This window comes from Pigmentiphaga litoralis (assembly GCF_013408655.1).
Lineage (GTDB): Bacteria > Pseudomonadota > Gammaproteobacteria > Burkholderiales > Burkholderiaceae_B > Pigmentiphaga > Pigmentiphaga litoralis_A.
The window spans coordinates 3,517,173-3,538,917 of the sequence record NZ_JACCBP010000001.1 but is presented as its reverse complement, the minus strand read 5'-3'; the positions used below and the strand labels follow the sequence as shown (position 1 = coordinate 3,538,917).

Annotated in this window: 22 protein-coding genes and 1 riboswitch; of the genes, 6 read left to right on the top strand and 16 right to left on the bottom strand. The window is 65.4% G+C overall.

From position 1 onward, the window contains the following. The first annotated feature begins 189 nt into the window (after positions 1–189). Positions 190–1,176, top strand: a complete 987-nt coding sequence (locus HD883_RS16035) for a Bug family tripartite tricarboxylate transporter substrate binding protein (protein ID WP_179583691.1) — start codon at positions 190–192, stop codon at positions 1,174–1,176. Positions 1,177–1,339: 163 nt separating this feature from the next. Here the strand turns inward: HD883_RS16035 and metF are convergent, their stop codons facing one another. From metF to HD883_RS16015, 4 genes are all read right to left on the bottom strand, one after another. Next, on the bottom strand, positions 1,340–2,209 hold the full coding sequence (gene metF, locus HD883_RS16030; RefSeq protein ID WP_179588526.1) for a methylenetetrahydrofolate reductase [NAD(P)H]: 870 nt from the start codon (positions 2,207–2,209) through the stop codon (positions 1,340–1,342). Positions 2,210–2,251: 42 nt separating this feature from the next. Then, complete coding sequence (locus HD883_RS16025) at positions 2,252–2,590, bottom strand: phage holin family protein (RefSeq protein WP_179583693.1); 339 nt, start codon at positions 2,588–2,590, stop codon at positions 2,252–2,254. A gap of 83 nt (positions 2,591–2,673) precedes the next feature. Then, positions 2,674–4,092, bottom strand: coding sequence for an adenosylhomocysteinase (gene ahcY / locus HD883_RS16020; RefSeq protein ID WP_179583695.1), 1,419 nt, complete (start codon positions 4,090–4,092; stop codon positions 2,674–2,676). A gap of 112 nt (positions 4,093–4,204) precedes the next feature. Then, positions 4,205–4,306, bottom strand: a riboswitch (S-adenosyl-L-homocysteine riboswitch). Beyond that, complete coding sequence (locus tag HD883_RS16015) at positions 4,299–5,387, bottom strand: glycosyltransferase family 4 protein (RefSeq protein WP_179583697.1); 1,089 nt, start codon at positions 5,385–5,387, stop codon at positions 4,299–4,301. Its footprint overlaps the riboswitch before it by 8 nt. Positions 5,388–5,570: 183 nt before the next feature. On the opposite strand from HD883_RS16015, the gene HD883_RS16010 reads away from it, so the two are divergent. Further along, positions 5,571–6,356, top strand: coding sequence for a DNA-binding transcriptional regulator (locus HD883_RS16010; RefSeq protein WP_179583699.1), 786 nt, complete (start codon positions 5,571–5,573; stop codon positions 6,354–6,356). Positions 6,357–6,395: 39 nt separating this feature from the next. On the opposite strand, the gene HD883_RS16005 is transcribed toward HD883_RS16010, so the two are convergent. From HD883_RS16005 to HD883_RS15960, 10 genes are all read right to left on the bottom strand, one after another. After that, complete coding sequence (locus HD883_RS16005; protein ID WP_179583701.1) at positions 6,396–7,280, bottom strand: hypothetical protein; 885 nt, start codon at positions 7,278–7,280, stop codon at positions 6,396–6,398. A gap of 130 nt (positions 7,281–7,410) precedes the next feature. Beyond that, the gene (locus HD883_RS16000) at positions 7,411–8,289 is read right to left on the bottom strand and encodes an amidohydrolase family protein (protein WP_179583702.1); all 879 of its coding nucleotides are present in this window, start codon (positions 8,287–8,289) and stop codon (positions 7,411–7,413) included. A gap of 15 nt (positions 8,290–8,304) precedes the next feature. Continuing rightward, positions 8,305–9,261 carry a Bug family tripartite tricarboxylate transporter substrate binding protein gene (locus tag HD883_RS15995; protein WP_179583703.1) on the bottom strand — a complete coding sequence of 319 codons (957 nt, stop codon included), beginning with the start codon at positions 9,259–9,261 and terminating at the stop codon, positions 8,305–8,307. A gap of 18 nt (positions 9,262–9,279) precedes the next feature. Beyond that, positions 9,280–10,314 (bottom strand): tripartite tricarboxylate transporter substrate binding protein, encoded by a 1,035-nt coding sequence (locus HD883_RS15990; protein ID WP_179583704.1) that lies wholly within the window; start codon positions 10,312–10,314, stop codon positions 9,280–9,282. Continuing rightward, positions 10,311–11,378, bottom strand: coding sequence for an ABC transporter substrate-binding protein (locus HD883_RS15985; protein WP_179583705.1), 1,068 nt, complete (start codon positions 11,376–11,378; stop codon positions 10,311–10,313). Before HD883_RS15985 ends, HD883_RS15990 begins: the two co-directional genes overlap by 4 nt. A gap of 8 nt (positions 11,379–11,386) precedes the next feature. Then, positions 11,387–12,403, bottom strand: a complete 1,017-nt coding sequence (locus tag HD883_RS15980; protein WP_179583706.1) for a Bug family tripartite tricarboxylate transporter substrate binding protein — start codon at positions 12,401–12,403, stop codon at positions 11,387–11,389. A 116-nt stretch (positions 12,404–12,519) separates the two neighbouring features. Continuing rightward, positions 12,520–13,623 (bottom strand): porin, encoded by a 1,104-nt coding sequence (locus HD883_RS15975; protein ID WP_179583707.1) that lies wholly within the window; start codon positions 13,621–13,623, stop codon positions 12,520–12,522. A 190-nt stretch (positions 13,624–13,813) separates the two neighbouring features. Beyond that, positions 13,814–14,443: a flavin reductase family protein gene (locus HD883_RS15970; RefSeq protein ID WP_179583709.1), complete on the bottom strand. Its 630-nt coding sequence runs from the start codon at positions 14,441–14,443 to the stop codon at positions 13,814–13,816. A gap of 50 nt (positions 14,444–14,493) precedes the next feature. Further along, positions 14,494–14,934 (bottom strand): nuclear transport factor 2 family protein, encoded by a 441-nt coding sequence (locus tag HD883_RS15965; RefSeq protein WP_179583711.1) that lies wholly within the window; start codon positions 14,932–14,934, stop codon positions 14,494–14,496. Next, positions 14,921–15,748, bottom strand: a complete 828-nt coding sequence (locus tag HD883_RS15960; RefSeq protein WP_179583713.1) for an amidohydrolase family protein — start codon at positions 15,746–15,748, stop codon at positions 14,921–14,923. Before HD883_RS15960 ends, HD883_RS15965 begins: the two co-directional genes overlap by 14 nt. A gap of 173 nt (positions 15,749–15,921) precedes the next feature. On the opposite strand from HD883_RS15960, the gene HD883_RS15955 reads away from it, so the two are divergent. The 3 genes from HD883_RS15955 to HD883_RS15945 are packed head-to-tail and all read left to right on the top strand — an operon-like array spanning position 15,922 to position 19,109. Then, positions 15,922–16,728, top strand: coding sequence for a DNA-binding transcriptional regulator (locus HD883_RS15955; RefSeq protein ID WP_179583715.1), 807 nt, complete (start codon positions 15,922–15,924; stop codon positions 16,726–16,728). A 21-nt stretch (positions 16,729–16,749) separates the two neighbouring features. Next, entirely contained in the window at positions 16,750–18,336 is a 1,587-nt protein-coding gene (locus HD883_RS15950) for a class I adenylate-forming enzyme family protein (protein ID WP_179583717.1), read from the top strand. After that, positions 18,333–19,109, top strand: coding sequence for an SDR family NAD(P)-dependent oxidoreductase (locus tag HD883_RS15945; RefSeq protein WP_179583719.1), 777 nt, complete (start codon positions 18,333–18,335; stop codon positions 19,107–19,109). The genes HD883_RS15950 and HD883_RS15945 overlap by 4 nt, the downstream gene beginning before the upstream one ends. 74 nt (positions 19,110–19,183) lie before the next feature. Here the strand turns inward: HD883_RS15945 and HD883_RS15940 are convergent, their stop codons facing one another. Next, positions 19,184–19,408: a DUF1289 domain-containing protein gene (locus HD883_RS15940; RefSeq protein ID WP_179583721.1), complete on the bottom strand. Its 225-nt coding sequence runs from the start codon at positions 19,406–19,408 to the stop codon at positions 19,184–19,186. A gap of 21 nt (positions 19,409–19,429) precedes the next feature. Next, positions 19,430–20,599, bottom strand: coding sequence for a methionine adenosyltransferase (gene metK / locus HD883_RS15935; RefSeq protein WP_179583724.1), 1,170 nt, complete (start codon positions 20,597–20,599; stop codon positions 19,430–19,432). A 282-nt stretch (positions 20,600–20,881) separates the two neighbouring features. On the opposite strand from metK, the gene HD883_RS15930 reads away from it, so the two are divergent. Then, a complete protein-coding gene (locus HD883_RS15930) occupies positions 20,882–21,739 on the top strand; it encodes a lysophospholipid acyltransferase family protein (protein ID WP_179583726.1) in 858 nt (285 codons plus the stop codon). Positions 21,740–21,745: the final 6 nt, after the last annotated feature.

The following is a 21,745-nucleotide window of genomic DNA, read 5'->3' as shown; positions in this document are numbered from 1 at the left end:
CACAGTACGCGCATGTTCACGCATCAACAAAGCACTCATCTGCTAGCAATGGTTGCTGATGAGCTATTGGCCGGGCCGATAGCTGCCCACGAAAATCCATTGGTGCGGCGCACTGTAAGTTCCTACAGTAGCGCCTCTGCGGTTCTGCGTACGCCCGCGTAAGTTCATTCCCTCACTCAGGAGGATCCCGTGTCTGTTGCTGTAACGGCCTTCTTGCGCCGTGTCGTTCTGGTCGCCTGCGCGGCCGTGTCCACGCCAGCCCTGGCCAACGCCGACTATCCTGTTCGCCCCGTCAAGCTGATCGTTCCGTACGCGGCAGGGGGCCCGACCGACCGTATTGCCCGCGTGATCGCCGACGCGCTGCGCGATGAACTGGGCCAGCCCATCCTGGTGGACAACCGGGGCGGTGCAGGCGGCATGGTGGGCAGCGAGGCCGTGGCCAACGCCGAGCCGGACGGGTATACCGTCGGCATCGCCACCGTCAGCACCCTGACCGTCAATCCCCTGTTCAACCCTCGGGCCATTGCCATCAACCGGCAACTGACGCCGCTGATCCAGCTGCTCAGCGTTCCGGGGGTGATTTCGGTGCACCCGTCCATGCAGGTGAAGGATTTTGCCGGCTTCGTCGCGGCGCTGAAGCGTTCGCCCGACACGTACAGCGCCGCCGTCGCCGGGGCGGGCACCATGAGCCACCTCCTGATCGAAGCGATGGCGCACACCCTGAAGGTGAAGCTGCTTACCGTTCCGTACCAGGGCCAGGCGTCCGCCGTGGGCGATGCGCTGTCGGGCGTCGTGCAGATCATGCCGGACCAGCTGCCGACCGCGCTGGCGCATATCCGGTCAGGCAAGCTGATTCCGGTCGTCGTGGCCGGCGAAAGGCGCCTGTCCGAATTGCCAGCGGTGCCCACCTTCAAGGAACTGGGCTACCCGGACCTGAATGACCTCGCCAAAAGCTGGTTCGGCCTGGTCGTGCCCGCCGGCACGCCGCCCGCCGTGGCCGAGCGCTTGCGGTCCGCCGCCAGCAAGGCGGTGCAGCGCCCGGACACCAGCGCCCGGCTGCACGCCATGGGCGCCCGCGTGATTGCCAGCGACAGCCCGGCTTTCGCCGCGCTGGTCGATGCCCAGCTCAAACGCAATCAGGCGATCGTGCAGCGGGCCAACATCCGGCTGGATTGAGGCGGGGCGGGCGGAACACACTGTGCGTTCTGCCAGCTGTCGCGCGGAGCTGCCGCGCCGGGCTCTGGCCGGAATGCAGACCAGATCCAACATAAAGTTTGCTAAAAACCGCAGTCAAAGCACTTTTATGTTGGATCAGGGCGGCCCATCAACACCCTATGTCCTACAGCTCCAGCTGCTTCCAGATCCCCAGCGTCGCGTCGGGTGAGTTCATGGTGTAGAAATGCAGGCCGGGGGCGCCGCTGTCCAGCAGGGTCTGGCACAACTCGACCATGACGTCCTGGCCGAAGGCGCGAATGGACGCCTTGTCGTCGCCGTAGGACGCCAGGCGCAGGCGGATCCAGCGGGGGATTTCCGCGCCGCACATGTCCGAAAAGCGGGCCAGCTGGCTGTGGTTGGTGATCGGCATGATGCCGGGCACGATGGGGGCGAGCACGCCCTTGGCCGTCGCGCGGTCCAGGAAATCGAAGTACGCGTCGGCGTTGAAGAAATACTGGGTGATGGCGCCATTGGCGCCGGCATTCATCTTGTTCACGAAGTGCGTCAGGTCGGCGTCGGGGCCGGCGGCCTGGGGATGCATTTCCGGATAGGCGGCCACTTCGATGTGGAACCAGTCGCCGCTTTCTTCGCGGATGAAACGCACCAGGTCGCTGGCGTACCGCAGTTCGCCCATGTCGCCCATGCCCGAAGGCATGTCGCCGCGCAGCGCCACCAGTCGGCGGATGCCGGCCTTGCGGTAGCTGGCCAGCGTCTCGCTCAGGCTGTCCAGCGTCGAACCGACGCAGGACAGGTGCGGCGCCACTTCGTAGCCAAGGCCCTGGAGGGTGCGCACCGTGTTCAAGGTGCCTTCACGGGTGGAACCCCCTGCGCCGAAGGTCACGCTGACATAGCTGGGGCCGACGGCAACCAGCTGCTTGGCGGTACGGACGAGCCGTTCCTGGGCAGCATTGTCGCGCGGCGGAAAGAACTCCAGGCTGATGGCAGCGGGAGCCTCTGCCTGGGCGGCAGAGTTCGGGGATGAGACGTCGGAGATCACGAAGGGCGCCTGAGAAATAGGGGTAGAGCCAGGAAAAGATCAGCCAGGAACGATGGCCGACAACAAGCCGGAAATCAGGCTGTACAGCAGGGCGCCGATCACGGCCCACCAGAACCCGTTGACCTGGAAGCCCTTGAGGATGGACCCGGCAAACCAGAACAGCAGGGCGTTGAGCACGATCAGGAACAGGCCCAGCGTCAGGATGGTGATGGGCAGCGTGAGCAGCACCAGCAACGGCTTGACGAGCATGTTCAGGAGGCCGAGCACCAGCGCGGCGATCAGTGCCGAGCCGAAGCTCGCCACGGTGATGCCGGGCAGCAGGTACGCGACGACAAGCAAAGCAACCGCATTCAACAACCAGACAAGCAGCAGGGTCATGGCAAGGGCCTTTCAGGGTAGGTAACCCCGGCGCGTGAACGCCGGGGCGGGTGGTGAGCCGTGACGGCCGATCGGGCGAACGATCAGTAGCGGTAGGTTTCCGGCTTGTACGGGCCGGTGACCGGGACGTTGATGTACGACGCCTGGTCATCACGCAGTTCGCTGAGCATGGCGCCGAGCTTCTTCAGGTGCAGACGCGCCACCTTTTCGTCCAGGTGCTTGGGCAGCACGTAGACCTGGCCCGACGTGTACTTGTCGTTGTGACGCCAGAGTTCGATCTGGGCGATCGTCTGGTTGGCGAACGACGACGACATCACGAACGACGGGTGGCCCGTGGCGCAGCCCAGGTTCACCAGGCGGCCCTGCGCGAGCAGGATGATGCGCTTGCCGTCGGGGAAAATGATGTGGTCGACCTGCGGCTTGATCTCTTCCCAGGTGTACTGCTTGAGCGACGCGACATCGATTTCGTTGTCGAAGTGGCCGATGTTGCAGACGATGGCCTGGTCTTTCATGGCCTTGGCGTGCTCATGCGTGATCACGTGGTAATTGCCGGTCGCGGTCACGAAAATGTCGGCCTTGTCGGCGGCATATTCCATGGTCACGACCTTGAAGCCTTCCATCGCGGCCTGCAGGGCGCAGATCGGGTCGATCTCGGTCACCCACACTTGCGCGCTCAGGGCACGCATGGCCTGGGCGCAGCCCTTGCCCACGTCGCCGTAGCCGCAGATCACGGCCACCTTGCCGGCGATCATGACGTCGGTCGCGCGCTTGATGCCGTCGACCAGCGATTCACGGCAGCCATACAGGTTGTCGAACTTCGACTTGGTGACCGAATCGTTCACGTTGATGGCCGCGAACGCCAGTTCGCCCTTCTGCGACATCTGGTACAGGCGGTGCACGCCGGTGGTGGTTTCTTCGGTCACGCCGCGCACTTGCGCCAGGCGGGTCGAATACCACTTCGGGTCGCGCTTGAGCTGTTCCTTGATCGACGCGTACAGGAATTCTTCTTCTTCGCTGGTCGGCTTGTCCAGGATGGACGCATCGCTTTCGGCGCGCGTGCCCAGGTGCAGCAGCAACGTGGCGTCGCCGCCATCGTCCAGGATCATGTTGGCCTGGCCTTCACCCGGCCATTCGAAGATCTTGTGGGTGTATTCCCAGTACTGGGCCAGGGACTCGCCCTTGACCGCGAACACCGGCGTGCCGCTGTCGGCGATGGCGGCGGCGGCATGGTCCTGGGTCGAGTAGATGTTGCACGACGCCCAGCGCACGTCGGCGCCCAGGGCCTTGAGCGTTTCGATCAGCACGGCGGTCTGGATGGTCATGTGCAGGCTGCCGGCGATGCGGGCGCCCTTGAGCGGCTGCTGCGCGGCGAACTCGTCACGGATGGCCATCAGGCCAGGCATTTCGGTTTCGGCGATGCTGATTTCGCGACGGCCCCAGCCGGCCAGGCCGATGTCGGCAATGATGTAGTCGTTGGTCTTGATGTTTTGGACAGCGTTCATGGAAGCTCCAATGAACCTGCGCATCGGGAAAGAGGGGTGACCTGACATCCGTTCAGCCCCTGAAGCAGGGGTGATCGACATCTGCTCACCATATCGCCCACGTGTCGCAGGATATGGGTGAGCGCCGTTGCGGCAGACCCCACCGGCAAGGATGCCGGGGTCTGATCGATTCCTGAGCCTGGCGGATGAACCCGTCGCAACGCTCCTCAGGAGGCCAGATTGTAGCCGGTCCGGGGAGCAATTGCAGCCCCTTGCATGTCCGACGCCCTGTCCCAGGGCGGGGGCAACGGCCTCGAAGGATCGGCGGCGACCTGGGCGTGCAGCAGTTCGCGGGCAATCTGTTCCCAACTGTGACCCAGCGCCTGCTGGCGGACGGCAGCGCGGTCCAGTTTGAGGGCATCCAGGCAGGCCACCCGCAGGTCGTCCGACAGCACGCCGGTCAGGCGGGGGCGCAGCACGGCGCGCGGCGCGGCGTCCGGAAACGCCGCCACGGGCGTGCCGCAGGCGATCGACTCCAGCATGACCAGCCCGAAGGTATCGGTGCGGCTGGGAAACACGAACACGTCAGCCGACCGGTAGTAGGGCGCCAGGGCCGAATGCGGCTGGCTGCCAAGAAAGACGGCGTCGGGATAGGTCTTGCGCAGCCGCGCTTCGTCGGGTCCGCCGCCCACCACCACCTTGGTGCCGGGCAGGTCCAGCGACAAAAAGGCGTCCAGGTTCTTTTCCTTGGCGGCGCGGCCAATGCTCAGAAAGATGGGCCGCTTGTAGGGCAGGGCGTCGCGCTCGCCCGGCTCGAAGTGCACGGTGTCCACCCCTCGCGCCCAGACCTGCAGCTGCCCCAGTCCGCGCTGCGCCAGCAGGTCGCGCACGGTGGGTGTCGGCACCAGCACCCGCTGCGACGGCTGGTGGAACCACTTCATGAACTTCCAGGTGATGCCCACCGGCACGCCCATGCGTGCTTTCAGATAGTCGGGAAACATGGTGTGAAAGCCGGTGGTAAAGCGCCAGCCGCGTTGCCTGGCCAGCCGGCGCGCGGCCAGCCCCAGGGGACCTTCGGTGGCGATGTGCAGCGAGTCGGGCAGGCGGCCATCCAGCACCCGCAGCACGTGCCGCATGGGCTCGATGCACAGGCGCACATCGGGCTCGGACGGCGCGGCGACCGTGCGGCTGCCCTGGGGGCTGACGATGATGACTTCGTGCCCCCACGCCGTCAGCGTCTTGACCATATAGGTCCACGTGTGGACCACACCGTTGACTTGGGGATGCCAGGCATCCGTGACGAGGACGATGCGCATGCGGGCGGCTACGAGGATGGGGTGCCGTCATTTGGCCTGCGCCCGATGACAGGGCCAAGACAGGCGCCCGAGCCTGCGCGTGCACACGGGCGAATTCGCTATCTCGTCGCGGCAGCGCGACGATAGAATAGGCGGGGTTCTCCGAGCTTGTTTCTTCCCTGCATTGGCTTGCGCCAATCCTGCATGCCTTCCTTCCCCCCTGTCGAAGCGGTCGTCCGTGCCGTCACCCTGCTGGAATGCCTGAACCGGCATCCGGTGTCCAGCATTGCACAGCTGCACTTCCAGACCGAAATTCCCAAGCCGTCGCTGGTCCGCCTGCTCCAGACCCTGGAAGGCATGGGCTACGTGCGCCGGGGCCCGAAAGCCGGCGGCTACATGCTGACGTCCAAGGTGCAACTGCTGGCCTGCGGGTACCACAGCCAGCCGCGCCTGGTTGAAGTGGTGGCGCCCTTGCTGGACGCCGTCACCGAAGCCATCAAGTGGCCCGCCGCGCTGGCCGTGCCCAGCAATGGCGCGGCGGTGATCTGCTACAGCACCATTCCGAATTCACCGCTGGCGCTGCTTCACAACAGCATCGACATGCGCCTGAGCCTGTTCACGCGCGCGCTGGGGCGGGCCTATCTGGCGTTCTGCGATGAGGACGAACGCGAAGCGCTCATTTCCATGGCCGACGTTGCCGACAACCCTGAAAATGCCGCGCTGCAGGACCGGCGGTCATTGGACGCGACGCTGGAATTGATCCGCCGGCAAGGCTACGCGCTGCGTGATCCCAAGGTGCGGCCGGTGTCCAAGACGCTGGCATTGCCGCTGTTCGACGGGCAGGGCGTGGTCGGCAGCATCGGCATTACGTGGTTCACGTCGACCATGAGTGACGAGGAAGGCGTGAAGCGGTACCTGGGCCTGCTGCAGGATGTGGCGGCCGAGGCCAAGGCGGCGTTGACGGCGCCGGGGCAGTCCGACGGCGCGTGATGGCCCGCGGCCGCCTCGGCGTGCGTCAGGCGGCGTAAGTCAGGGCGTTTGAGCGCCAGATGCGGTGCCAGGCGCGGCGTAGTCGCCCGAATTGGCCACCCACCCGTTCGCGATGAAGTCGGCGCGCGGCGGCGAAAACACATCGATCAGCAGATGCCTGCCCGGCCCCACGCCTTCGCTGGTGTGGATGATCTGCACCGGCACCACCATCAACGACGGCGACCCGAGCTTCTCGTGGCGGTCGTCCTGCCACGCATCCGCATCCGGTCCCCATTCCACCCGCAGGTGATGCTCGAAGTCGCCGGCCAGGGCCAGCGATCCCTGCTCGAACGACGTGTGCGAATGCGGGCTGAGCGCGTTCCGGTTGCGTGGGCCGTCGTACTCGACCCAATTGATCGACAGCGTGGCGCTCTGCAGCATTTTCAGACGGGGCTTGTCGGGCGATGCGGATACCTGGTCGATGGCCAGGATGCGAATCCGGTCGGCATCGCGAACGGGCCGGTAGGGTGGGCCGACGGGAGCGATGCGCGGATCCGGGTCGGCGTAGGCGTCTTCGTTCAGGGCGCCGGCGTTCTGGCCGGCGGCCAATGACGACAGCACGACACAGGTTGCCCCGGCAGCGAGCTGAAACTGCCAGCTTCCGGGCGGCAGCAGGCAAATGCTGCGCGGCGGCGCTTCGACATGTTGGCCTTCGCCAGCGATCGCCACGGGGGCGTCAAGCACCAGCACCATGGTCTCGAACGTCGAATCGATGTGTGTCTGATCGCTCTTTGTACCGGCACGAGTCCAGTTGACGGCGAAGTTCTGGCCGCGGCCGGTCCATTGCCCTATGCCGTTGGTGATGGCTGCAGTCGAAGCAGCCCCATTGAGGGTCGGGTCCAACAAGCTGGGTTGACGGACTGCATCGCGCGTTGATGGGGGCATGGTGGTCCTGGTCGGAAAATGGAAAAGGGTACGGATCAAATAAGGGCAAGAATCAGATGGGGGCAAGCATCAGATAGGGGCAAGCATCAGATGGGGGCGAGATCAGCCAAGCAGACGGATCGAAAAAACGTCAGCGAAGCGCGAAGCCGAACAGCCTCGCCGGGGTCTCACCCAATACTTTACGGCGGTCGGCGTCATCGGGCAGCCAGCGGTGCACGGCCTGCAGCAACGTGGCGTGATCGGTGCGCTGGGGGGCGTGCAGATAAGGCCAGTCCGATCCCCAGATGCAGCGGTCCAGCGTAAAGGCGTCGATCAGCGCATGGACATAGGGGTCGACGTCCTCGAAGGGAAACCCCTGCTTCGAAAACCGGAAGACACTGGCCAGCTTGATGAACGCCTCACCCTCGCGCCCCAGTTCAAGCAGGGCCTTGAAGCCGGGCTGGTCCAGGCCGGCGGACAGGTCGGGGCGGCCGCAATGATCGATCACGACAGGCACGCGCGCGCGGCGCAATACCGGCAACGCGTCGATCAGGGTGTCGCCTTCATAGTGCACCTGTGCGAACCAGCCCAGTTCGCGTGCGATGGCCAGCGAACGCTGTGCCTCGGGAACGAACAGCGACGGGCTGGCTGGAAAGTTCAGGTTGAACCGCAGGCCGACCACGCCTGCGTCCGCCATCTGGTGGAAATCGGCGTCGGGTGTGTCATGAGCAATGACCGCCACGCCTTTGAAGCGCCCCTTGAAGCGCATCAACGTGCTAGTCAGGCAAGTGTTGTCGGTGCCGTATCCGCCCAGCGGATTGATCAGGACACCATGGCTGAAACCGTGCGCGTCCAGCACGCAGGCAAACTGATCGGCGGTGCCGATTTCATTCGGCAGCAGATCAAAGCCACTGCTGTGATGCAGAGGGTGGCGCGCCAGGTCGTAGACGTGCGCATGGCAGTCGATCCGCCATGTCGTTGCGGACGTCAACGATCCGCCGGGCGGTGCGGACAGGGGCAAGGATTGCATCAGGCAGGGCCTCCTTCAGGTCGTGATGGCGGACATCAACGTGCCGAATCGCGCCGTCTCGTCGGCAAGCACGCGTGCCAGCGAGTCTGCGGGCATGAGATTGACCCGGGTCCGGACCCCTGCCATCGCCTTCGTATAGGACGGGTCACTGGCTGCGTCCTGGAACGCCCGTGCCAGCGTCGCCACCACGTCGGGCGGGGTGCCCCTGGGCGCATACACGGCGAAATGCGTCGAGACATCCAGATCGATGCCGGCCTCGGCCAGCGACGGAATATCCGGCGCCAACGGAAAGCGGTCTTTGCCGACCAGGGCGATCCCGTGAATGGCGTTTGCCTCGATCTGCGGCATGAGCGTGCTGGGCGCGCCGATCACCGCTTCGATATGTCCGCCCAGCAAACCCTGGATGGCGGTGGCAATGCCCGAATACGGAATGTGCGTGACGCTGCTGCCCAGCATGCGGGCCAGCGCTTCCATGCCCAGATGCGGCGACGTGCTGATGCCGGGGGATCCATAGGTCAAGGCGCCCGGCTTCTGCCTGATGAAGTCGATCAGGGCAGGCAGGGTGGTGATTGCCGATCCCTTGCGGGTGGCAATGATGTACGGCACGGTCACAAGGTTGATGATCGGAACGAAGTCCGCAAGCACGGGTGCGGCGGGCTGCACCCTGGGCGCAATCGACATCAACCCCGACCCGCAGAACAGCAGCGTGTAGCCGTCGGCTGTGCTGCGCTTGACGCGCGACGCACCCACCGTGCCGCCTGCGCCATTGACCGATTCGATCACGAGCCGGATGCCATGCGCCTGTTCAAGCGCCGGCTGCAAGGGCCGCAGATAGGTATCGGCGCCGCCCACCGCGTAGGGCACGATCGCCAGCACGGGCCGCGCGGGATACGCGTCGGCCGACTGCGCCGCGCGCCACGTCAGGGGCAGGGCGGAGCACGCGGCGGCGATCGCAAAAGTTCGTCGTTTCATGGCGCCTATCCTTGGCGGTCAGTTGAGGGTGAGATGGCCTGTGTCGACCACCCGCTTCCATCGTTCGAATTCGACGCGCGTCATGTCGCGATAGTCGGCTGGCGTGGACGTCAGGGCGGTTCCGCCAATCTTGGCCATTTCGGCCTGCATCTCGGGTCGGGCGACTGCGCGGCGGACGGCATCCACGATGCGGCTCTGCACGCCGGAAGGAATGCCCTTGGGCCCGACGATGCCGTAGTTCGCGTCCATCAGAACGCCAGGCAAGCCGAGCTCTCGGGTGGTGGCCACGTCCGGCAGGCTGGGCACACGGCGGTCGCTGACCACGGCCAGGATCTTGAGCCGGCCGCTGGCGGCCAGCGGAATCACGGGCAGCAGATCGACCATCATCATCTGTATATCGCCCGCCATGAGCGCGGCCAAGGCAGGGGCCGCGCCCTTGTACGGTACGTGCACCAGGTCTACCTTGGCTTCCTGTTTGAACAGTTCCGCGCCCAGGTGCGGCGTGGTGCCCGCGCCGGCCGATCCGTAGTTCATCGTGCCGGGGCGTTGCCGGGCCTGCGCGATCAGGGCGGCAAGGCTGTCGATGCCCGACTGGCTGCGCACGACAATGACCGACGGCGTGCGGGCGGCCAGTGTCAGGTAGGCAATGTCATCCGGTGCATACGGCAGCTTCATCAGGTTGGGCATGCCCGCGATCGGACCGGGGGCGACCAGCGCAAGCGTGTAGCCATCGGGTGGGGCCTGAAGGGCCTGCGCAAGGCCGATCGTCCCGCCCGCGCCCGCACGGTTGTCGACGACAACGGGTTGGCCCAACGCTTCACCCGCGAACCGCGCCACCAGCCGCCCGATGATGTCGGTCGGCCCGCCTGGCGCATACGGAACGATCAGCCGCACTGGCCGGGTCGGCCAGGCGTCGGGCGCGGCGCTTGCGGCGGTCGCAGGCAGGCCGGTCAGCGCAAGCAGTGCAAGGCCGGCCAGACCGATGCGGCCTGCAAGGCCCGCGTTGGCCACAAGGCCCACGCACGACACCCGCGTAGCCTTGCCCCACGTCATGATGGCAGCACCTGCTGAAGCACCTCGTGCAATACCGACGCATCGATCAGGGGCGCCAGTTGCGCGTGCGTGCGCGGTGCGCGGCCGGTTTCCTTCGCCACCCACACCTCTTCATCGACCATCGTGTCGAGCAGGTTCGACAGCAAGGTGCCTGGATAGGTGTTGTGCGGCCAGGCCCGTTCGACGGACGGCAGATCAAGGCGGGCAGCTTGCGCCACCAGCTTGATCGCCTCGCCGGGATCGCGCCGGATCTGCTCCGACGCAATCATCAGGGACCGTACCAGCGACACGATCTTGGGACGCAGGACGGGATCGGCCAGATTGCCGCGCGTGCTGTACAGACTGAACTGCTCGCGATAGGCGGCCGCATCGAAGAAAGAGACGGCGTTGGCGCCCAATGCGTCGGCGCAGCGCTGCATTTCGGGTTCCCAGATGGTGACCGCGTCGATCTGGCCACTGAGCAAGGCATCCTTCATCATCGCCAGCGGGCGGGCGGTGCCCGAGACGAAGGGCTCGATGCGCACCTCGTTGTCATTGACGCCCACGCTGTTCAGCATGCGGTGCAGGTAGTACGCCGACGACGTCCTGGGCATGGTGCCGATGCGTTTGCCGCGCAGGTCCGCCAGCGACGCGATGCCGGCCGACCGGCGCGCGATGATGCGGTAGACGCCTTCCGAAATCGTGAAAATGATGCGCAGGTCGGGGTTCTCGATGGAATACCGCAAGCCTTGCGTTTCGGAGTTGGTGGCGACATGGGAACGTCCTGTCGCCTTGAGGTTGGGCAGGTCGCCTTGCTTGTCGAACAGGCTCAGGATGCCACCCTGCGCGATCTCGATCCGGCCGGCTTCGCGCGTCGCGCCAGCAAGCAGCACCGGCGCAAATTCCAGCGTGTCGAGATTGCCAAAGACTTTCAGTGGCGCCGGATCGGCGGCCGCACCCGCCGAGGACGGGTCGGCCGTGGCAGGCACGGCGCACCCACTGAACAGCGTGCCTAGGCCCAGGACGGCGCCCAGGCCCAGGACCTCACGGCGGCCGGGAACGGGGTGCAAAGGAGGGGTCTGCATGGGCGTCTTCATTCCATGATGGTGGCGGCAATGGGCTCGACGATCGGACGCCATTTGTCCGTTTCGGTGCGCATCAGTGTCTTCAAGGCGTCGGGCGTGCCGCCGATGGCGCGCATGGCGTAGACGTCCAGCTGCTTGCGGCCTTCGGGGCTGGCCAGGAACGCGTTGGTGGCCGCATTGACCTTCTGCACGATGTCGGCGGGCAGGCCCTTGGGCCCGGCCAGGCCGTACCACCCGGTTGCGTTGACATCGATGCCCAGTTCCTTGAGCGTCGGCACATTGGGCAGGCTGGACGAGCGCTGCGGGCCCAGCACCGCCAGGGGCTTGAGCTTGCCGGCCGTGATGTGCTGAAGGTAGGTCGGGACCAGATCGAAGCTGAGATTCACAACCCCGGCCAGCAGGTCATTGAGTGCGCCCGCCGATCCCTTGTAGGGAACGTGTACCAGCGACGTGCCGGTGGCCCGTTGCAAGAGCATGGCAGCCAGATGCCCCATCGATCCATTGCCACCGGTCGAGTAGGCCACCTTGCCCGGATTCGCGCGCAAGTAATCGAGCAATTGCTTCACGTCATTAGGCGGAAACGACGGGTGCGCCGCCAGCAGCAGCGGCACGTCGGCCAGCAACGAAATCGGCGTGAAGTCGGTCAGCGGGTCGAAGGGCGTGGTGCGATACAGCAGCTTGTTGATCGACAACGGACCGGTCGTCGAAAAGAACAGGGTGTAGCCGTCCGGCGCGGCGGTCGTGACGGCGGTGGCCCCCAGGTTGCCGTTGGCGCCGCCCCGGTTTTCGACAATGAACGGCTGGCCGAAGGTGTCGTGCAGTTTCTGCGCCAGCAGGCGCGCCAGCGCGTCGGTGGATCCGCCAGCGGCAAAGGGGACAACCAGCCTGACACGCTGCGTCGGCCAGGCCGATGCGGCCGCGCGCGCGCCGGCAGGGAACAGTCCGCCAGCGCCTGCCGCCGCGCCTGCCGCGAGCCACTGCAGCGCTTTGCGCCGGCCGGGATTGTCTGTGCGATCAAGGGTCATGCGCCTTGTCTCCTAGTCTTGTTCTTGGTTTGTTGATTCGATGGTAATGAGCGATCGAAGCATTCGTGCGCGACGCGACGCGGGATTTCGCTCAACGAAAACCCGGTCGTGCCCGATCAGAAGAAATGCGTGATGCCCAGGTCGATGACACGCGACGCGCCATTGAGCGCCACGCCGGTGTAGGCGCCGCCGCCGTCCGACGCGCCGTAGTTCGATGCATGCCGGTTCTTGAGGCGGGTCAGGCCGCCGTACAGCGTGGTGCGTTTGGACAAGGTGTGCCGATAGACAACGCTCCAGATGTCGGCGTCAAAGTTGGATACCGTCCGGTCGTCATACCGCTTGTAGGACCCCGACACGGTATCGGCGCCCAGGTTGACGGTGCCGCCGACCATGTAGCTGTTGAACCGCCGGCTCCAGATGCTCGATGCGCTGGCGGGTGCGGCGGCGCTGCGGGTGCCTTCCCATCCGCCGAACTGGCCCGAAGCCGCAAGCGAGAACGTGCCGAAGTCGTAGCGCGCGGCAATCGTGGTGGCGCGGTCGTCGCCGGTGTCGGCGGCGTTGCCCACCTTGGCGTAGGTCATGCCCGCCAGCAGTTTTTCACTGCGATAGGTGACGCCCAGGCCCTTGGTGTCACCCCCGCGGGAAGGCAGTGGGGCGACCTGTTCGCCGGGCGCAAAAAGCACCCGTGCGTTGAAGCCGGCGTAGGTGGGGCTTTGGTAGCTGATGGTGTTGTCGGTCCGGCCACCGGCCGTGCCGGGCGAGCCGGACCACAGCGTGGCGATGACCGAGCCGATGCCCAGCCGCATGGGGTCGATGGCGGTCAGCAGATCGAAGGCGGGTGCGTACGCGCGGCCGGCTTCGATCGCGCCGAATTTGCCGCTCAGGCCGACGATGGCCTTGCGACCGAACAGGCGGCCGTTCTGCGCCAGCACGCCCGTGTCGATCCCGAACCCGCTTTCAAGCTGGAAGTAGGCCTTGTAGCCGTCGCCCAGATCTTCGCTTCCGCGCAAGCCAAAGCGTGAGCCGAAACTGCAGCCTCCGCCATTGACCTGGAAATTCGAACCCGCATTGCCGTTGTGCAGGGCAAGGCAGGCGTCGGCGACGCCGTACAGGGTCAGGCTGGCGGTCGACGGTGCGGTCTGTGCCTGGGCGGCCGGCGCCACCAGCATCGCAGCCGTGGCAAGCAGGCCCCACCGGGTGCGGGCGGTGTGCTGAGTCATCGTGTCTCCTCTCGTTCGTGACTTCTTGTGGTCGTGGCTTCTTTGTGAAGGCGAGCGGAGTCTAGGAGGGCGGCGCACACGGCGCAACGGATCGTTTTGCGCTTTCCGAGTGCCGGAATGTTCTGTTGCTGCAGACGAAAAAAAGCCCCACGGCGTGGGGCTTTTCGGTGCAGGGCAAGGCGGCGAAACGTCAGCCGCCGGCACGCACGAAGGGGGCACGCATCTCGACAATGTCGCCCACCGTGGCGTACTGGAAACCGCCCAGCCGGGTCAGCGGGCGCGCCTTGACGGTATCGAAGCGGCCATCTGCATCCACACAGTCTTCGCGCAAATGCAGACCGACCACGCGGCCGAAAATGACGGTGCTTGGCGTCTCGCCCGGGTAGTCGGGTGCGATGTCCACCCGCTGGATCATCCGGCATTCCAGGCTGGCCGGCGATGCGGCCACCCTGGGCGGCCTGACATGCGTGGAAGCTGCCTTTTCAAGCGCGGCATGCTCGAATTCATCGGTGCCATGGGGCAGCGGCATCGAGGTCAGGTTCATGGCCTCGCGCAAGTCCCACGACACCAGGTTCACGACGAACTCGCCGATCGCGATCACGTTGGCGATGGTGTCTTTCTGTTCGCGATCTTCTGGGGTGTTGCACGCGAACATGACCACGGGCGGCGCGGTCGACACCAAGTTGAATTGCGAGAACGGCGCGAGGTTGACGCGGCCGTCCAGGGCCATGGTGCTGATCCAGCCAATCGGGCGGGGCGCCACGATCGCATTGAAGATCGAGCGCTTGAAGCCGGGGTAGGTCAGGGGGTCGATGAACATGGGTGGCAGGAAGATCGAGGGCAGGGGTGGGAAATCCGTATCGGCAGGGGTCAGCCCGTGGTCGGCGTCTCATCGCGAAACTGGGGAAAGACGCGGCGCGATTCGTAGCGCCACGATCCATCCGCCTGTTTGACGACAAGCTCTTCGACCAGCGCCAGCATGATTGCCGGCCGCGAAGGCAGGACCGGCACGCCATCGGCAGCGTACAGATTCAGAATGTACTGGCAACGCACGCGGGTGTCGGTATCGGGCTCGATGCGAAAGTTCTGGACCACGTGCAGCGACACCCGCGCGCCGCGGTCGCGCCGCCGTTCATAGAACGCTTCGATGGCCGCGCGGCCCCGGTATTCGCGCACGCTCGACGCAAACACGGCGTCCTCAACATAGTAGCTGGCGGCCTTGCCACCGCCGGCAATGTCGACCTCGTGCCAGAAGTCGATGGTCAGGACTTCAAGTTCATAGCGCAGCAAAAGCAGTTCAGTCTTGGTCATGGCGGGGCCGGAAGAAAAGGTTGGGCGTATCGAAGGCAATGCGGTGGCGGGTGACGGGATCCGGCACCCAGGTGCTCAGGTCGTTCAGGACTTGCGTGTACGTGACTTGTGTTTCGAAGGCAGCAAACGGCCAGTCGCTGCCCCACATCAGGCGTTCGGGCCCCGCGTGTTCGAGCAGGGTGCTGGCTGCTTGCAGGACAAGGGCATCCGATCCAAGACGAAACGCCGAGGACAGCTTGACCCAGGTGCGCCCGCCGGCAATGGACCGCAGCAGGCGCTGGAAGCCTTCGCCGCCGATGCCGTCCTCCAGGTCCGGACGACCGAAATGATCGACCACGACATTGACGCCGGCCGCTTCCAGTCCAGGCAGATAGTCGGGAAGACGGCGCGCGTCGTCATGCAACTGCACGTGCCAGCCAAGGTCGGCGATATGGCGCAGCAGGGCGCGGTATTCCGTTGACGCAAAGTCCGGCACACGCGCCACGTTGCGCAACTGGAAGCGCACACCGACAGCGCCGCGGCGCGCCATGTCCTGGAGGACCTCCAGCGGACAATCGGGCGCAACGATGACCGTGGTCCGCAGGCGCGGCGAGCGATCGCACGCTGCCAGGGGGTAGTCGTTGTTGGTGCCCGAAATGCTTGCGCCGGCAAGGATGCCCGACTCGACGCCGTGTTCATCCAGCGTGCGCAGAAACAGCGGCGGATCGGCTTCGGCAGCGGGCGTGTGCCATGCGCCTTCAGCCAGCGGCATCGTCATGCTGAAGACGTGGGCGTGCGTGTCGATGATCCGCAGCGCGGGTGCTGGCGGGGTCATGCGTTCGTCTCCATGCGTGCAGTGTCCTGTGGTCAAGTTCCAGCCGCGATCTTACGGAGCGCCGTCCGGATTGCGCGAGCGGCGATGGGGGATTTCGCTGAGCGAAAACGCGTCGCACGATAGAAAGGCCGCGTGATGGGCGTTCCTATACTGGAAAAAAAGGAGACCGCCGTATGCGCTCGACATCATGCGAAACCACCGCCGTCAGGTCCGTCGTTCGCGCGATCGATCTGTTGCGGACCTTGAACCAGCGATCGATCTCCACCATCGACATGCTGCATTGCCAGACCCGCCTGCCCAAGGCGACCATCATGCGGATGATGCGCACGCTGGAAGAATGTGGGCTGGTCAAACATGCCCCGCAACACGGCGCCTATTACCTGACGTCGGGTGTGCTGGCGCTCAGCCACGGCTATCACAGCGAGCCGCTGGTGGTCGAGGCGGCCACGCCCTGCATGGATGAACTGACCCGGCGCATCAAGTGGCCGGTGGCGGTGGCGATGCTCGATGAACTGTCAATGGTCGTGCGATACAGCACCATTCCGCTGTCACCGTTGGCGCTGCGGCATTCGACACTCAATGTGTGTTTGAGCCTGGCCAGCCGCGCGATCGGCCGCGCCTATCTGGCCCACTGTTCGGTCGAACAGCAGGACGCGCTGATCACCGCGCTGGCATCGTCCGACCGTGACGAAGATGCGTTGGCCAAAGATGGCGTGGCGATCCGGGACGTGCTGGACGACGTGCGGGCCAAAGGCTTTGCGACCCGCGACACGCGGTTCTGGCCCGCGACCAATACGCTTGCGGTGCCGGTGTTCGATCGGCACGGCGTCGCCTGTGCGGTCGGCATGACCTACTTCGCATCGACCATGACCCCGGCGCAAGCCATCACCCGCCATCTTGACGACCTGCAGGCGACGGCGGCCGACATCGGCGCGCGCCTGCAGGCCATGCAGGCCGGCACGGCACGGTCCGCGATCTGAACCTGCTCACAGGAATATCTTATGAATGACACCCGCAACGATCCGGCCCGCTTCCAGCCTTTCATCGAGATGATTGCCGCTCATGCAGCAGCCATGCCGGCGAATGTGGCTTTCAGGATGGAAGACAACACGTTGACGTGGCAGACGCTGTTCGACCGGGTGCGCAGCGTGGCCCGCGCACTCGTTGCAAATGGCGTGCAGCCCGGCGATCGCGTCGCCTTGCTGGGCCCGCCGTCGCTGGCGTATGTGGAGTGCCTGTTCGGCATCGTGACGGCGCGGGCCTGCGTGGTGCCGCTGCCGGCGTCGGCCAGCGCCGACACGCTGGCGACGATGCTGGCGGACTGCGATGCCCGAATGCTGTTCGGGGATCCGGCCGTAGGGGACCTGCTGTTGACGAGTGCGCCTGGCGCGGCGTCAACGCGATGCACCACCGTCAGGTTCGGCGACGAAGGCGCGCAGGCTGCCGAGTACGCGGCCTGGCGCGATCGGCCGACGCACGATCTGCCGCTGCCTGCTCCGCAGGCCGACGATGCCTTCAACATCATCTACAGCTCGGGCACGACCGGCACGCCCAAAGGCATCGTGCACCTGCATGGCATGCGCCAGCGCCAGGCGCAGCGCAATGGCTTCGGTTTCGGGCCGCACAGCCGGGCGCTGCTATCGACGCCCATGTATTCGAATACGACGCTGACGCCGCTCCTCGGGTCATTGGCCCATGGCGGGGAATGCATCCTGATGCGCAAGTTCGACGCGGCGCACTTTCTTGCCCTGGCCAGCCGCCTGAACGCCACGCACACCATGCTGGTGCCGATCCAGTACAAGCGGCTGCTGGCCCATCCGGACTTCGCCACGTCCGACCTGTCGGCGTTTGAATTGAGCCAGTCCACGGGCGCGCCGATGGACCCGGGGCTCAAGCGCGACATCCTGGATCGTTGGCCGGGCCGCTTTCTTGAAGTCTATGGAATGACCGAAGGCGGCGTGTCGTGCTTCCTGGACGGCCGCGCCTATCCCGACAAGCTGCGTACCGTGGGGGTGCCGGTGCACGACACGGACATCCTTCTGATCGATGAAGCCGGCCAGCGCATTCATGGCAATGCCAGGGACACCACCGACCCCGTGGTGGGCGAAATCGTCGGCCGTTCTCCGTTCATGATGGCGGGCTATCACCAGCGCCCCGATGCCACGGCGGAGATCCGCTGGTTCGACGAAGACGGGCGCATGTTCCATCGCACCGGCGACATTGGGCATATCGATGCCGACGGATTCGTGACGCTGCTGGACCGCAGCAAGGACGTCATCATCTCGGGCGGCAACAATATCTATGCCGCGGATCTTGAAGCGGTGCTGGCCCGCCATGAGGACGTGCAGGACTGCGCGGTGATCGGCGTGCCGAGCGTGCAATGGGACGAGACGCCGCTGGCACTGGTGGTGTTGCGCCCCGGTGCGCGCATCGATGGAGAAACGTTGCGTGACTGGGTCAACGCCAGACTGGGCAAGACGCAGCGGGTGTCGATCGTGGAGTTTCGCAACGATCTGGCGCGCTCCGAACTCGGCAAGCTGTCCAAGAAAGCGTTGCGTGCGCCGTATTGGGCCAAGGCCAGCGCATGATCAACAAGGACACGCCGCGCCGCGTGTGCGTGATCACCGGTTCATCGACCGGCATCGGCGCGGCTACGGCGCTGCACTTCGCGCGGCAGGGTCATGATGTTGTCATCAACTATGCCCGCAAGCGTGACGCCGCGGACGCCGTGGCGGCGCAGTGCCGGGCAGACGGTGCGCAGGTGTTGGTGATCCGCGCAGACGTGTCCGACGACGTGCAGTGCCGCGCGCTGGCGGACGAAGTCGGCCAGCATTGGGGTCGTGTCCATACCCTGGTCAACAACGCGGGCACGTCGGCCGGGGTGGTCGATCCGAAAGACCTGGACGCCTTGTCGGCCGACGACTTCCATGCGATTCATGCGGTCAATGTCGTGGGTGCGTTCCAGATGTCGCGCGCACTGCTGCCCCTGATGCGGGGCCATGCCGGCGCCAGCATGGTGAACGTGTCGTCGATGGCGTCCATCATGGGGACCGGGTCGTCCATTGCCTATGCCGTTTCCAAAGGCGCGCTCAACACCCTGACCCTGTCGCTGGCCCGGTCACTGGCGCCCGACGTGCGTGTGAATGCGGTCCTGCCGGGGCTGGTGGATAGTGACTGGTTGACGGGCAGCCTGCCGCCCGAACAACTGGCGGCGCGTCGGTCACGCTATACCGCGCGTGCCTTGCTGAACGAGACGATTACCCCGGACGACGTGGCACGGACGATCCATTGGCTGGCCGTCGATGCAATCAAAATGACAGGGCAATTGATCCAGCTGGACGCGGGATTCAGGCTGGGATGAGGAGGCGGTCAGTGGCGCCCGCCACGGACCCGACCGACGCGGTTTCTTGCTGAAGCGCGGCGTTTCGTAGCAAGTCAGCCGCGCCGCCGAGGATAGCCCTGCGCGCGGATTCTTTCCCACACTGCCTGCTTTTCCTCGTCGGTCATGAACACCCAGTTCGAGACTTCCATGGCCGTCCTTCCGCACCCTCGGCAGATGTCATCGAAGAGGGTCGAACACACGGCCACGCACGGAGAGTCCGTGGCCGTGAAGGAAGCGGAGCTGACCGTTTTTGTGTAGCCGTTGTCGTTGGAAGCCATGGAATCCGGAAAGGGTGACGCTTAGCGGCCGGCGGCGGCGCGCAGCGCGGCAGCCTTGTCGGTCGCTTCCCAGCTGAACTCGGGTTCCGACCGGCCAAAGTGACCATAGGCAGCCGACTTGGTGTAGATCGGGCGCAGCAGGTCCAGCATGGCGACGATGCCCTTGGGACGCAGATCGAAGTGTTCCTGAACGAGGGCCACGATCTGGTCATCGGGGATCACGCCGGTGCCGTTGGTGTCGACAGTGATGTTGATCGGGGCGGCCACGCCGATGGCGTAGCTGACCTGGATCTGGCATTGCGTGGCCAGGCCGGCCGCGACCACGTTCTTGGCCACGTAGCGCGCGGCGTAGGCGGCCGAACGATCAACCTTGGACGGATCCTTGCCCGAGAACGCGCCGCCACCGTGCGGGCATGCGCCGCCGTAGGTGTCGACGATGATCTTGCGGCCGGTCAGGCCAGCGTCGCCTTGCGGACCGCCGATCACGAAACGCCCGGTCGGGTTGACCAGGTACTTGGTGTTCGCGGTCAGCATGCCGTCGGGGAAGCTTTTCTTGATGATCTCTTCGATCACGGCTTCGCGGATGGTTTCCTGCGAGACTTCCGGCGCGTGCTGGGTCGAGAGCACCACGGTATGCACTTCAACCGGCTTGCCATCGACATACCGGAAGGTGACCTGCGACTTGGCGTCCGGACGCAGCCACGACAGGCGGCCGTCTTTGCGCAGTTCGCTCTGGCGCTGCACCAGGCGGTGCGCGTACCAGATCGGTGCGGGCATCAGGTCGGGGGTTTCGGAGCAGGCAAAACCGAACATCAGGCCCTGGTCGCCGGCGCCCTGGTTCAGGTAGTCGTCGGACGCGCGGTCCACGCCTTGGGCGATGTCGGGGGACTGCTTGTCATAGGCCACCAGCACGGCGCAGCCCTTGTAGTCGATGCCGTAGTCAGTATTGTCGTAGCCGATGCGCTTGATGGTGTCGCGCGCGACCTGGATGTAGTCGACATTGGCGCGGCTGGTGATCTCGCCCGCCAGCACCACCAGGCCGGTGTTGCACAGCGTTTCGGCGGCGACCCGCGACGTGGGGTCCTGTTCCAGCAACGCGTCCAGGATCGCATCGGAGATCTGGTCGGCGACCTTGTCCGGATGCCCTTCGGAAACGGATTCAGAGGTGAAGAGGTAGTCTTTGTTGGCCACTCGATGGTCCTTTTATCAACTTGCCGGGAGTCTGCAACCGGCCCGGCATATCGGTTATGCGGCGCGTTGCACGGCAGGGTCAAGACCTTGTACGAGCAGCGACGCTTTAGCGGAATGTGGCGGTCGCGCATGCGCAAACGCCCGATCGCCCCGCAAGTTGTCGTGTTAACTCGGCGATCACCGTCATTTTAGGGGAAAATCGAGGATTGGGCCGCAGTGGCCCTACCGTCCTGTCGGTCTTGTCGGGCCGGCATGGCACCCGTTTTCTTCAATTCGAGTCCGATGCTTACATTTTATCGACTGCTGGCCTGGCTGCCGCTTTCCTGGCTCCATTTCCTGGGCCGCCGCCTGGGCCTCCTGGTGTATCGGCTGTCGCCGACCTATGCTTCGCGCCTGCGGGAGAACGCCGCACTGGCAGGCTTCACCGGCGAAACGTTCGCCCGTGCATCGGCCGCGTCGGCGGGTGAAGGCGCCCTGGAAGTCCCGAAGTGCTGGTTCCGGCCTGACGAATCGCTGGCCAAAGTGCAGGCCGAGGGCTGGGATGACGTGGCGGCCGCCATTGCCGAAGGCAAGGGCATCCTGTTCATGACGCCGCACGTCGGGTGCTTCGAGATCGCCGCGCGCTACTACGCGCACCGCGGCGGCCCGCTGACGGTGCTGTATCGCCCGCCGCGCAAGCAATGGCTGTCCACCCTGGTGGAAGCCGGACGCAAGGGCCCGAACCTGGACACCGCGCCGGCCAACCTGCAAGGAGTGCGACGATTGGTAAGGGCGTTGCGCAAGGGCGACGCGATCGGCATCCTGCCCGACCAGGTCCCCGGCAATGGCGAAGGGGTATGGGCGCCGTTTTTCGGACGCGATGCGTTTTCGATGGTGCTGCCAGGCCGCCTGGCTACCCAGACCGGCGCTGCGGTGGTGCTGGCGGCGGGTGAACGCCTCAAGGGCGGCAAGGGCTGGCGCGTGCACTTCGTGCGGCTGCCCGGCCCGGTTCCGGAAGGCACCGAAGCGCAGGCGGCCTGGGTCAACGCCGCCATGGAACGCATCATCCGCCGCGTGCCCGAACAATATCTGTGGGGCTACAACCGGTACAAGAAGCCCCGCGCCGCGGAAGCGGCCGAGGCGCCGGTGGACGGGCAATAGCGCCTG